Raw genomic sequence first — 12,697 nt, forward strand, 5'->3', positions numbered from 1 at the left:
GGGGAGCGGTGGTGGGGTCGTCTGGCCAGGGATGGCGCGGGTAGCGACCGCGCAGCTCCGCGCGGACCTGCGGGTAGCCGGTGCGCCAGAACGACGCCAGGTCGCTCGTCACCGCCACCGGACGCCCCGCCGGAGAGAGCAGGTGCAGGACGACGGGGGCGCGGCCGTCCGCAATGGCTGGGACCTGCTCCCAGCCGAACACCTCGGCGACCTTCACAGGTAGGACGGGGCCGTCGGGCCCGCTGTAGTCCAGGCGCACCCGTGACCCGCTCGGCACCTCCAGCCGCTCCGGCGCCAGCGCATCCAACCGGGCGGCCTGCGGCCAGGGCAGCAGGCGGCGCAGCGCGTGCCCGGCGTCGATGCGACCCAGGTCCGCGCGGCGGCGCACACCGGTGAGATCGGGTCCCAGCCAGTCGGGCGCGGACCCCAGCAGGGCGGCGTCGTCGACGTCCGGCCAGGGGTCGCCGAGAATGCGGTGGCAGAACGCGAGCCGTTCCCGCAGTCCCACCGCGTCGCGGGTCCAGCGCAGCGCCGCGAGCCCCTCACGGCGCAGCCCGTCGAGCACGGCGGCTTCGAGCAGGGACGGATCGGGCCTGGCCAGCGGGCGTTCGGCGAGAACGATCGCGCCGAGGCGCTCCGCGCGGCGGGCGACGACATCACCGCCGGACCAGGCGACCTCGTCGACGGTGCGCAGGAGAACGCCGCCCGCCTCCCGCGCGGTCGCCGCGTCGAGCGCGACGGCCAGGCGCACCCGCGCCGACGTGCGCCCGGCCCCACGGTCCGCGACCGCGACCGCGAGCCAGGCCGCGCCGGTGAGCGCCGAGCCGGCGGTCAGCTCCGCGGCCGTGCCCCCGGCCATCAGGTACGTCGTGCCGCCCGGGACCCGGGCCCGGGCGAGCCGTTCGGGGAAGGCGAACCCGACCACGAGCCCCGCCGCGAGGTCGTCGGTGACGGCCCCCGCGGGCGATCCGCCCGCGGCGGGGGCCGCGGCTCCGGTGGGTCGGGCGGGTCCGGTGGGTCCGGTGGGTCCGGTGGGTCCGGCGGGTCCGGCGGGTCCGGCGAGCGAGCGCAACCGCCGGGCCTCGTCGCGCCAGCGGGCGGAGGCGGCCCGGTCGGCGTCGCCCCGCAGGCGGCGCCAGGCGGCGAGGAGATCGTCGGAGCCCGAGCCCGGCCCGCCGCCGCTCGCGGGACCGTCGCCCGACAGGATCGCCACGATCTCGGCCGCGCGCCGCACGCCGACGACGGGAGCGCCGTCGAGCAGGGCGCTGGCGAGCCGGGGGTGGACCCCGACGGCGGCGATCGAGCGTCCTCGCCGCGTCACCCGGCCGGTGTCGTCGAGTGCGCCGAGTGCCCGCAGGGACGCTCCGGCGGCGTCCATCGCGCCCGTCGGTGGGTCGCTGAGCAGCTCGAGGCCGACGCCGCCGGGATGGCCCCAGACGGCGAGGTCCAGGGCGAAGCCGGTCAGGTCGGCGACGGCGATCTCCGGTTCGCCCTGGGCGGGCAGCCGGTCGTGCTCGGTGGCGGACCAGCAGCGGTAGACCCGGCCCGGCGCCTCGCGCCCGGCCCGCCCGGCGCGCTGCCCGGCGGAGGATCGGGACACCCGCACGGTCACCAGCGAGCCCAGCCCCCGGGCATGATCCATGCGGGGGGACCGTGCCAGACCGGCGTCGACGACGACCCGGACCCCGGGCACCGTGAGGCTGCTCTCCGCCACCGCGGTCGCCAGCACGACCCGGCGCCGTGGCCCGGGGCGCAGGGCCGCGTCCTGCGCCCCGCCGGACTGGCGGCCGTGCAGGGTGAGCACGTCGACGGTGTCGCGGTGGCCCGCGAGCCGGCCGGCGACCGTGGCGATCTCGCCGGCGCCGGGCAGGAAGACGAGCACGTCCCCGGAGGTCTCGTGCAGGGCGCGCCCGACGATCGCGGCGACGTGGTCGAGCAGCCGCGGGTCGACCCGCAGGCCGTGCGCGGGCGTGATCGGTCCCGGCGGGGGAGCCCAGACCACCTCGACGTCGAACAGGGCGGCGTCGGCGCCGACGACGGGGGCGGGCAGGCCGGGTGCGCCGAGCACGCCGGCCAGCCGCGGGGTGTCGGCGGTCGCCGAGGTCGCGAGCAGCAGCAGATCGGGCCGCAGCGCCGCGCGGACGTCGAGCAGGAACGCGAGCGCCAGGTCGGCGTCGAGATGGCGCTCGTGGCATTCGTCGAGGATCACCGCATCGGTCCCGGGAAGCTCCGGGTCGCGTTGCAGCCGCCGGACGAGGACTCCCGTCGTGACCACCTCGACCCGGGTGGACGGCCCGACCCGGCGTTCCCCGCGGATCGTGTAGCCGACGGCGTCGCCGACCTCACCGCCGACGAGCCAGGCCATCCGCCGGGCCGCCGCCCGTACCGCGATCCGCCGCGGCTGGGCGACCACGACCCGGCCGGTGACCTCGTCGGCGAGCGCGAGCGGGACCAGCGTCGTCTTGCCCGTGCCGGGCGGTGCCACCAGCACCGCGACCCCGCCCGGGCCGGGCCGGCCGGCGCCGGTCAGCGCGGCGGTGAGCGCGGGCAGGACGTCCCGCACGGGCAGGTCCGCCCCGATGACCGCGCGATCGGGCAGCATCCACCCAGTCTCCTCGGGTGCGGCGACGCCGAGCGTGGCGGGAGTCGCCGAACGTGGCGGGAGCCGCGGCGGGTGCCAGGAGATGCGGCGCAGGCCGGAGGGCACGGAGATGGCAGCGGCCGCAACGCCACTTTCTGGCAGTCATCTGCCAGAAAGTCATGGACGGTGCGGCGAGTGGTCGCTAGTGTCCCGGTCGTCGGACACCGGTGGCGTCCTGGGACGGCCGGTTCTCGCCGAAGAGGGGAAACCGGACGTGGCCCACGCGCTCTTCCTGGTCCTGAGCAATCCCGTCGACGGGCGGGACGACGAGTACAACAAGTGGTACGACGAGGTGCACATCCGGGACGTCTGCGAGGTTCCCGGCGTCGTCGCCGCCCAGCGCTACCGGGTCCGGCCGGACATCCCGCCCGCCGACGTCGAGCCCGGTGACGGTCGTCTGCCACAACGGCACCTGGCGGTCTACGAGCTCGACGACGATCCGGCGAAGGTGTTCGGGGAGTTCCTGGCCCGGGTGGGCGACGGGCGTCTGCCACTGAGCGACACCCTGGACATGTCCAGTGTTGTCATGTCGGTGTGGGAGCCCGGCGCCCGTTGGCCGCAGTGAGCCGCCGCCGGGTGGTCAGTGCTGCGCCTGCGGAACTCGGCGGACGTCGCGGCCGGCGGGGGTGAGGCGGAACAGGGCGGCGGCGTGCGGCGCGAGGGCCACTGGCAGCGCGCCGTCGGCGATGGTGGTGATCGTGCCCGTCCACAGGTCGGTGGCACGGTAGCCGGCGGCGGCGGCCGGCAGGGCCAGCTCGGCCCCGGTGGGGGTCGCCGCATGGGGGGAGTCGCTCCGGTTGACGGCCAGCACGGCCGTGTCACCGTCGGCCAGCGGCCGGGTCCACAGCAGGAGGCCGTCGCCGCTGGGCACCGGGATCGGCGCGGCGCCCAGCGGATCCTGGTCGATGGCGAGCACGGCCGCGTTTGTGAGGATCGCGGCCGTCGTCGCGGTCATCCGGGTGAGGTCGTTGCCCGCGAGCAGCGGGGAGGCCAGCATCGACCAGATGCTCATCTCGGCGCGGGCCTCGGTGTCGTCGAGGGAGGCCGCCGAGGTCCCGGTGGCCAGGCCGGCCAGCTGGCGCACCACGGGATTGACCGCGGCCGGGGTCAGGCCGATCGCCAGCATGTCCAGGTCGTTCCAGTGCCCGGGGCCGCCGTCGGGCGCCCAGGCGCGGGCGGCGTCGAGGTTGTCCGTCGTGCAGACGTCCGGGTAGCCCTCCATCGGCTCGGTGGTCGCCCAGCAGGGGGCGTGATCGTTGGTGACCCGCCACAGGTGGGCGACCCGCGGCGCCCAGGTCCACGCCCGCACGGCCGTGGGATCGCCGTCCGAGGACGGGTTGATGCTGAACACGACGGGCCGGCCGGTGGCGTCGAGCGCGGCGCGCATGCGGGCGAAGCCGGAGATCAGCCACCTGCGGGCGTCGGTGCCGGCCGGGCGCAGGTTCGGGTAGCCGCAGGCGTCGTACTTGAGATAGTCGACCCCCCACGCGGCGAAGGTGGCCGCGTCGGTGGCCTCGTGGCCGAAGCTGCCGGGCAGCCCCTGGCAGGTGGTGCGGCCGGGGGAGGCGTAGAGGCCGAACTTCAGCCCGCGGGCGTGCACGTAGGCGGCGAGGGCGGCGATGCCGGCGGGGAACCGCTCGGGATCGGCGACCAGGCGCCCGTCGCTGCCGCGGGTCGGCGCCATCCACCCGTCATCGACGATCACATACCGGTATCCGGCGGCGCGCATCCCCGAGCTGACCAGGGCGTCGGCGGCGGCCCGCAGGTCGCCGTCGCGCACCTGGCCGCCGAGGGCGTTCCAGCTGTTCCAGCCCATCGGCGGGGTGCGGGCGAGCCCCGCGGAGACCTGCCGGTTCGCCGCCGAGCCGACGACGAGCTCGCCGCCGCCCCCGTCGCCGCCCAGGCCCACCAGCAGCAGGCATCCGACCAGCAGGCATCCGACCAGCAGGCATCCGAGCAGCAGGCCGAGGGCCGCGGTGGCACGCGCCTCGCCACAGCCCCGGGGAAAGGCTCCCTCGACAGGAGGCTCGTCCGCGGCGTACGACCGTGGACCCGCAACGGTCACGGTCACCATCCTGCCGGTCGGATGTGCGTGCGAACCCGCCCCACGCCGACGGCCCGGTTACCGCCGTCAGTCCACGGCCCAGGGGGCGCGGCTGACGTCGCGGCCGCGGACTCGGCGATGTGGCGGCGGATCTCGCCCTTGTCGATCAGCTTCGAGCCGTGGGCGAAGCGCTCGTTGGCCCGCGACGAACCCGTCGCCGCGTGCCCCGAGCAGGTTGGCGGCGGGCACCCGCACGTCCGAGCAGGCTCACCGACAGCTCCCGGTACGGCGGCATCACGTCGGTCAGGAAGGCGCCCAACGCCGCCTCGTCGACGAGCGCGAGGGGGCCGCGGGTGGGTCGGGTGGCACGGGTAAGTCGGGCACCGTGGGTCAGCTTTTCCGGATCGCCGGGGATGCGGTGTCCTGCCAGTGGGCGGTCAGGTCCGCCACCGTCGTCACCGTCGCCAGCAGTCCGAACGAATGGCGCAGGACGGCGGCGGGATAGTCGGCCGGGGTTCCGGCCACGGCGTCGCGCGGCACCACGACCCCGAACCCCTCCTGGGCGGCTTCGCCCGCCGCGAGTAGCAGCGCGACGTTGACCGAGACGCCCGCGAGCACGATCGTGCGCACCCCGCGGCCACGCAGGACCGGCAGCAGTTCGGTCCGCCAGGTCGGGGACAACCCGTGGCGGCGGGCAATGATCAGGTCTGCCGGGGAGAGCAGCTCGGGCAGGATCTCGGTGTCGGGATGGCCGGCCGACCAGTCGGCCGTCGGCCCGGCGATCGCCCGCCACAGCGGGGCGCTGCCGGGATCGTGCGCGCCGGCCGTCCCGTGGAACGTCGCGTGGACCACGGTCGCGCCGGCGGCGCGGGCGGCCGGCAGGAGCCGGCGCAGCCCGTCGACGAGTGCACCCGAAACCGTGTTCAGCGCGGGGAGGATCGAATCGTCTCCGATCACCCCGCGCTGGCACTCAACACAGACGACGGCGGTCGCGGTCGGCTCGATCCCGGTCCTCGGCCACGACGTCCGGTTCGTGCCTGTGGTCATCGCACCCCCACGGACGTCCGGTCCCTCGGCGTGCGACCGACGCGCCCGAACCTTGGCGTACATCGCTTACCGGTTCAGTCCTACCACCTGCCCGGATCCCGTGTACGACGGCGGGCCAGCGTGATCACCGGGATCTGGCGTGTTGTCCTGGTCTGATAGATGGCCCACTGGGGGTGGTGGGCGGCGTGCCGCTCGTAGAGACGAGCGCGGTCGTCCCCGGTGGCGACGACCGCCGTGGCGGGAAGGACCTCGATGCCCACCTCGACGGTGACGTCCGGGTTGGCGAGCAGGTTGTGATACCAGGAGGGATTGGTCGGTTCCCCGATGACGGAGGCGAAAACCACGTAGCGGTCGCCGTCGGCGAGATAGCCGAGCGGGTTGGTGCGTGACGCTCCGGTCCTCGCCCCCGTTGTTGTCAACAGTAGGAGCGGCTTGTCGGCGAAATAGCCGCCGACCTTCCCTGCGTTGGCTCGGAACTCCTCGATGACCAGCCGGTTCTGCTCGTTCCAGTTTCGACTGCTCATACCTTCCCCAAACCCTTGGTCAACGACTCCATTGCGGCAGCCAAGATCTGCGGTCGCATGCTCGGCCTGGACATGATCGCGATCTCCCTACCGTCTGTCGAACGACTGTCTGCCGAAGGAGATGATGGCGAGAACCCACCCGTGTTTCGTGCCGGGTTCAGAGGAGGCGGCTACCCGGCGGTCCGCTGCGGTGATGGTGTTACTCATGGCTGATGTCCACTCCTGGACGCCTTCCTTGTGATTGCCTTTCCGTCATCGTTGTGGGCGTGCACCGGTCCGCCCATCCCCACGCCTGGGGATTTTTGCCGACGTCCCCCACAGGCGGGGGGTATCGAATGGCGCCGTGGCGGCGGTAACGTCGTGATGTGCCGAAGCTTCCCCTCGGTGGCAACGCCGACGTGGTCCGTGCGAGGATCGCGACGCTGTGTCGCCAAAGGCTGGATCCGTCCGACCTGGTCCGGGAAGTCGCCGAACAGGTTCGCCGCGTCGTGCCCTATGACATGGGCACATGGGCGATAACCGACCCGGAGACCCTGCTGCCCACGGATCTGCTCACGGTGGACACGTCCGGCCTCGGCGTCGGGGCCACCAAGGCGAGCAACGAGTTTGCCGGGGGCGACTTCAACCGGTTCGCGGAACTCGACCGGGTGGGACGGGCCGCCGCGACGCTCGCCACCGCGACCGGCGGAGACCTGGATCTCAGCTTTCGCCACCGTAGCGTCCACGCGCCCAACGGGCTGAACGACGAGATGCGCCTGCTGGCCCGCGACGGCGGCGCCACCTGGGCCGTCGGCTGCCTGACCCGGGCGACGGACATACCCGACTTCAGGCCCGAGGAGGTGCGCTACGTCGCGGCCGTGGCGGGCGAGCTCGGCCGCGGTCTGCGGGTCGCCCTCGCGCGCAATCCGCCCACCGTGGCCTTCGCCGGCCGGCCTGGCATGCTTGTGCTCGACGGGGCCGGCCGGATCGAGGCGACCACGCGGGAGGCGGACCGGTGGATCCACCGGATGTCGCCCCCGTCGCAGGGTGAGACGCCGATCCCGATCGCGGTCGTCGCACTCCAGGCACAGGCCAACGCGATGGCCGCCGTGCCGCCGCGGGCCGCCAGGCTGCGCCTGCGACTGCCTGCGTGGGGATGGCTGCTCGTGCACGCCGACGTCCTCGTGGACGGCGCAGGCATGTCGCCCCGCACGGCGGTGATGCTCGAACCCGCCGGGCCGGCGCAGATGCTCCCTCTGCTGTTCGCGCTGTACGGCCTGACCGGTCGGGAACGCCAGGTGACCGAATACCTGATCGCCGGCCACAAGACCGATGAGATCGCCGAGCGGATGTGGATTTCCCGGCACACCCTGCGCGATCACATGAAGTCGATTTTCGCCAAGGTGAAGGTCGGTTCCCGGCCGGAGCTGATGGCGATCCTCGGCGCCGAGGGGCGTTCCGCGTGACGCGCGGATCCTCCCCCGGCGGCGGCCCGCGAGCGGTGGGTGCGTCGTCGCGCCGCGCGCGTTGACATAGAAGGACATTTAGCGTGGACGAATTGCGGCTGATCGGTCCACTTGGTGGGCTGAGGGGAGCTTGCCGGTCTCGGTGTCCGCGACGATCCCGAAGCGCTCCGCCTGCTGCCGGTGGTGCTGGCCGAGTCGGGTTGCGACCTCCTGGGATTCGACGGCGAACCGTTTCGCGGCGGCATGGTCGCCGTGCTCGGGAAACTACGTAAGGGCGTGTCACTCACCGGGTAGTGGATGGTGCGCCCCCACTCGGGTGCGCACCATCCGTCTGCCCGGCTGGTCAGGTCAGGCTACGAGGTTCACGACGAGAGTCTGCCCGGTCACCGGTCGTTGCAGGGAGAAGGGCGTGCTCCGGAAGGTCCTGATGCCGGCGACATCGCATCGCACCTGGGCAATCGCGGCGCTGGGAAGCTGCGGGTTGCTGAAGAACAGCGAGAACTGTCCGCCCGAACCCACGGTTGTGCCGTGTGCCTCCCCGCCGCCGGTGATCTTCAGTGATTCGGCGGAGCCGGGGGGCTTGCACCTGACGGTTCCGGTCACCGTCAGCGGATTGTTGATCGTACCGGCACTGGCTGGTGTCAACGGGATTATGGCCAGTGATGCTCCGGTCCCGGCAATCAGGACGAGAGCCTTGATCTTTGACAGTCCGCGCATGGCACACCTCCGACGCCATCGAATACATGCCGGCGTGATGGTTGGTATACCCGGTCGTCGAACAACTCACACGCCACCACCACCCGGCCGGGCCCGCTGGCATTCTCCGCGCGGATACCGCGGCCGATGTCGAGGTATTCCGGGTCGGGCCGGTAAACCTGTGGGTGGCTGCGAACCTGATTCCCGCCCCGTGCACCGGGGCGGTGGGCCGTGGACGCCGTCGGCCGGGAGATCGCCCCGATGTGGTTCCGCTCCGCGCCGTCCAGCTGGCGCATCTCGGTCGATACGGGCGCTGCCGACTGCTTCTGCGGGCTGCCGGGTACAACCCCCCGGGGTGGGGCCGCCCGGCGCCGCGGGAGGGGTTCTGATGGCGAGGAGGGATACAGTGCCGCTGTCCAGCCAGGAGACACTCGACGGGATGGTCGCCGCCCGCTTTCACGAACGCATGTACGTCGACCTGCGGCCGACGCTGACACCCGAACTCATTGCGGAGCATGAGCACCAGCCGTTTGGCCAGCACAGCGACGCGCTCCGCCGGGTCCTCACCTACCTTGGATCGTTCGCCATTCCGGGAAAGCTGATCGTCGAGTACGGCGGCGACGAGAGGTGGTACGTATCCCGTTTCACCACCGCCCCGGCGGGTCTGCGTACCGAACGGGTCACCGGCCCCTATCCGACCGAGGGCGCGGCGGTACACGCGGTTTTCCTGCGCCGGCTCCGACAGGTCTTCGGTGTCGTCGCGTGAGCGGCGAAGGGGTTGCGGATTCCTTCCCGATCTGGATTCTCGGCTACTGTGACGACATCATCGTCCGCCCCGGTCAGGAACTGACCTTCCGGGTCAGCGGACAGGGGGCCGAAACCTTTCGAGCGGACCTCGTCCGGCTGCGCCACGGCGACACCACTCCAGGCGGCCCGGGATTTCGCGAAACGGAGCTGGACTCCGAGGTCAACGGCGTGTACCCGCTCCTGGACCAGCCGGCACATGTCGGGTCGTACGGTCGGCTTCCCGGCGCCCGCGACATCCTGCGCTCACCGGACGGTTCGCTGACCCTGTTCGCCTTCGTCCAGCCCACCACCGACGGGGCCCGGCAGCCGGTGCTGTCCGCCTGGGACGCCGCCACATCGACGGGTGTCGCGCTGGTACTGACCGAGGGGCTGCGGCCCGCTGTCGTCTTCGGCGCGGGCCGGGATTCCCGCTGCCTCACCGCGCCCGCCGGCCTGCGGGCCGCCACCTGGTACGCCCTGGCGGCGAGCTGGGACGGCGCGACCGGCCTTGCCGCCGTGACCGCGGTGCCGGTGGTGAACCGGTACAACAGCCGGTTCGGCAGGCTGGTGGCCAACGACGTGGTGCAGGTCTCCGGCGCGCTGGGCGGCCCGCCGGAGATCCCGGCGGTCGACCTGCTCCTCGGCGCCCTGGACACGACCGACGGGGCCGTCGTGCGGGGGGCGTACAACGGCAAGATCGCGCTCCCGGCGGTCTACCGGCGGGCCCTGACCGGCGGCGAGGTGCGCCGGCTGGCCACCAGTGGCAACGCGCCGACGGTGACCGACGGGCTCACCGCCTGGTGGGATCTGTCCGCCCGGATCGACAGCACCGAGATCCGCCCCGGTGGTGGCACCGACGGCGGCACCCGGGCCACCGGCAGGCTGGTGAACATGCCCACCCGGGCCGTGACCGCCCAGAACTGGGACGGCTCCTCCTACGACTGGACGGCGCACCCCGAGCTGTACGGCGCGGTACATCTTCACTGCGACGACGTCGACGACACCGGTTGGGCGGCGACCTGCACCCTGCCGGTGGGCGCCGACCTGCCCTCGGGGGTGTACGCCCTGCGGCTGCGAGCGGACGGTTTCGAGGACCACGTGCCGTTCCTGGTCGGCCCGGCCCCGGGGCACGAGAAGTCGATCGCCCTGCTGCTGCCCACCGCCAGCTACCAGGCCTACGCCAACGAGCACCTGTCCAGTGGTTCACCTCTCGGGCAGGCCGTCGGCGGCCACACGCCCCTGGTACAGCCGTTGGACGTGTTCCAGCTCGAACACGGCGTGTTCGGACGATCCACCTACGACCTGCATGCCGACGGCAGCGGCGTCGCCTACACCTCGCGGCGCCGGCCGATCCTGAACATGCGCCCGCGGTACCGGTTCACACACATGGGGACGTGGCAGTTCCCCGCGGATCTCTATCTCGTCAACTGGCTCACCGAAAAGGGATACGACTTCGACGTCATCTGCGACGAGGACGTCCACAGGCGCGGCGTGGCGGCGATGCGGCCGTATCGGGTGGTCATGACCGGCACTCATCCCGAGTACACCTCCGAGCCGATGCTCGACGCGTACGAGGACTACATCGGCGGCGGCGGGCGCGTGATGTACATGGGCGGCAACGGGTTCTACTGGGTCGTGTCCTTCCACCCCGAGAAACCCTGGGTGATGGAGGTCCGCAAGGGCGAGGCCGGCTCCCGGGCCTGGCAGGCCGCGCCCGGGGAGACCCTGCACTCCACCACCGGTGAGAAGGGCGGGCTGTGGCGCAACCGCGGCCGCGCACCGCAGAAGGTGTTCGGCGCCGGGTTCACGGCGGAGGGGTTCACCGGGTCCTCGTACTACCGGCGGATGCCGGACAGTGCCGACGCGAAGGTGTCCTGGGTCTTCTCCGGGGTGGGCGAGGAGGAGCTGATCGGCGACTTCGGGCTGGAGCGCGGCGGCGCGGCCGGCCAGGAACTGGACCGTGCCGACGTCCGCCTCGGCACCCCGCCGGGCACGTACCTGCTCGCATCCTCGGAGTACCACGACGACTCCTACCTGCTGGTGGTGGAGGAGATCGGGTTCATGTACCCGGGGCTCGGCGGCAGTGAGCACCGGGATGTCCGGGCGGACATGACCCTGTTCGAGACCGAGTCCGGCGGTGCTGTCTTTTCGACGTCTTCGATCGCCTGGGCGGGAAGCCTCTCGCACAACGACTGTGACAACAACGTCTCGCGGATCACCGCCAACGTTCTCGATCGTTTCCTGAAGCAGGGGTCCGGCCACCCGGTCGACCGACATCGGCTGGGTCGCCGCCCGACGGCCTGACCGGGAGTCCGGATCGGGAGTCCGGATCGGTGCCGCCGTGCTGCTCAGCGGGTGACCATGAGCTGGCGGACGCCGTAGTTGGTGCCGGTGAAGTCCATCGGGACCTCGGCCAGCGGGGTGGCGAGGCGCAGGTCGGGAAATCGCCGGAACAGCGCCGGCAGGACGGTCCTCAGCTCGGCACGGGCGACGTTCTGGCCGAGGCAGGCGTGGACGCCGTAGCCGAAGCCCAGGTGACGGACCATGGCGCGGTCGAGGTCGAGGGCGTCGGGGTCGGCGAACACGCGGGGATCGCGGTTGGCGGCGTTCATGGCGACCACGACCAGCTCGCCCCTGGCGATGTGGGCGCCGCCGAGCTCCAGGTCCTCCACGGCGACCCGGCCGAGGCCGAACTGGACGATGGTCAGGTAGCGCATGAGTTCCTCGATCGCGGTCCCGATCCGCTCGGGGCGCTCGATCAGGTCCCGGCGCTGGTCGGGATGGGTGAGCAGGGTGAGCGTGGACAGGCCCATCATGGCGGCCGTCGTGTCGTGCCCCGCGAACAGCAGCAGGACGCCGAGGCCGACGAGCTGGCGCTCGGTCAGGATCGACCCCTCGGCGTCCGCCTTGCCGATCAGTTCGGCGAGGATGCCCTCGGTGTCACCGGAGCGGCGCTTGTCCGCGACCAGCGCGGTGACGTAGTCGACCAGCCAGTGGGCCCCGCGGTCGCGCTCGGCGCGGCTGACGCCCATGTCCATCATCGTCTCGGTGGCGTGGTGGAAACCGTCGCGGTCGGCGTAGGGGACGCCGAGCAGTTCGCAGATCACCAGGCACGGGATGGGCAGCGACATGGCCTGGACGAAGTCGAAGGTCTCGGGTCCGGCGGCGATGGCGTCGAGGTGCTCCTCGACGATCCTGTCCAGGTAGGGCTGGAGCCTGGTCTGCACGGCCTTGGGGGTGAAGCGGGCGGTGAGCAGCCGCCGGTAGGCGCCGTGGTCGGGCTCGTCCATCATCACGAAGCCCGCGTCGAACGGCGCATCGTCCCCGGTCTCGGCCTGCTCGCCCTCGGGGGCGTCGTGGCGGCGGCGTTTCGCGCTGAAGCGGGGATCGCTGAAGACCTGGCTGCCCTCCTCGAAGCGGGTGACCAGCCAGCCGGTCGAGCCGTTGGGGAAGCGTGCCTTGATGACGGGCTGGTTCTCGCGCAGCTCGGTGTACTGCGCGGGCGGGTCGAGGG

10 protein-coding genes are annotated in these 12,697 nt (G+C 72.5%); 4 read left to right on the forward strand and 6 right to left on the reverse strand.

Annotated features, from left to right (window positions below):
• On the reverse strand, positions 1–2,602 hold a 2,602-nt coding region (gene hrpB / locus NBZ83_RS23140), incomplete at its 3' end, for an ATP-dependent helicase HrpB (protein ID WP_261575781.1).
• A gap of 253 nt (positions 2,603–2,855) precedes the next feature.
• Between hrpB and NBZ83_RS23145 the strand changes: the two genes are divergently transcribed.
• Positions 2,856–3,206, forward strand: coding sequence for a hypothetical protein (locus NBZ83_RS23145; RefSeq protein ID WP_261571201.1), 351 nt, complete (start codon positions 2,856–2,858; stop codon positions 3,204–3,206).
• 15 nt (positions 3,207–3,221) lie between these two features.
• Here NBZ83_RS23145 and NBZ83_RS23150 read toward each other — a convergent pair whose 3' ends face one another.
• The 3 genes from NBZ83_RS23150 to NBZ83_RS23160 all read right to left on the reverse strand — a co-directional run bounded on the left by NBZ83_RS23150 (position 3,222) and on the right by NBZ83_RS23160 (position 6,256).
• Entirely contained in the window at positions 3,222–4,706 is a 1,485-nt protein-coding gene (locus NBZ83_RS23150) for a glycoside hydrolase family 27 protein (protein ID WP_261575782.1), read from the reverse strand.
• 369 nt (positions 4,707–5,075) lie between these two features.
• Complete coding sequence (locus NBZ83_RS23155; RefSeq protein WP_261575783.1) at positions 5,076–5,732, reverse strand: isochorismatase family protein; 657 nt, start codon at positions 5,730–5,732, stop codon at positions 5,076–5,078.
• 80 nt (positions 5,733–5,812) lie between these two features.
• Entirely contained in the window at positions 5,813–6,256 is a 444-nt protein-coding gene (locus tag NBZ83_RS23160) for a nitroreductase family deazaflavin-dependent oxidoreductase (protein ID WP_261570911.1), read from the reverse strand.
• A gap of 365 nt (positions 6,257–6,621) precedes the next feature.
• On the opposite strand from NBZ83_RS23160, the gene NBZ83_RS23165 reads away from it, so the two are divergent.
• A complete protein-coding gene (locus NBZ83_RS23165; RefSeq protein WP_261570912.1) occupies positions 6,622–7,701 on the forward strand; it encodes a helix-turn-helix transcriptional regulator in 1,080 nt (359 codons plus the stop codon).
• A gap of 348 nt (positions 7,702–8,049) precedes the next feature.
• Here NBZ83_RS23165 and NBZ83_RS23170 read toward each other — a convergent pair whose 3' ends face one another.
• Complete coding sequence (locus NBZ83_RS23170; RefSeq protein WP_261570913.1) at positions 8,050–8,418, reverse strand: hypothetical protein; 369 nt, start codon at positions 8,416–8,418, stop codon at positions 8,050–8,052.
• Between the two features lie 385 nt (positions 8,419–8,803).
• On the opposite strand from NBZ83_RS23170, the gene NBZ83_RS23175 reads away from it, so the two are divergent.
• Complete coding sequence (locus tag NBZ83_RS23175) at positions 8,804–9,163, forward strand: N,N-dimethylformamidase alpha subunit family protein (protein ID WP_261570914.1); 360 nt, start codon at positions 8,804–8,806, stop codon at positions 9,161–9,163.
• Positions 9,160–11,487, forward strand: a complete 2,328-nt coding sequence (locus tag NBZ83_RS23180; protein ID WP_261575784.1) for a N,N-dimethylformamidase beta subunit family domain-containing protein — start codon at positions 9,160–9,162, stop codon at positions 11,485–11,487. The genes NBZ83_RS23175 and NBZ83_RS23180 overlap by 4 nt, the downstream gene beginning before the upstream one ends.
• 44 nt (positions 11,488–11,531) lie before the next feature.
• Here NBZ83_RS23180 and NBZ83_RS23185 read toward each other — a convergent pair.
• Positions 11,532–12,697 (reverse strand): cytochrome P450 (locus NBZ83_RS23185; RefSeq protein ID WP_261575785.1); only part of this gene is annotated, 1,166 nt, incomplete at its 5' end.

This window comes from Frankia gtarii, from assembly GCF_025403375.1.
GTDB classification, from domain to species: domain Bacteria; phylum Actinomycetota; class Actinomycetes; order Frankiales; family Frankiaceae; genus Frankia; species Frankia gtarii.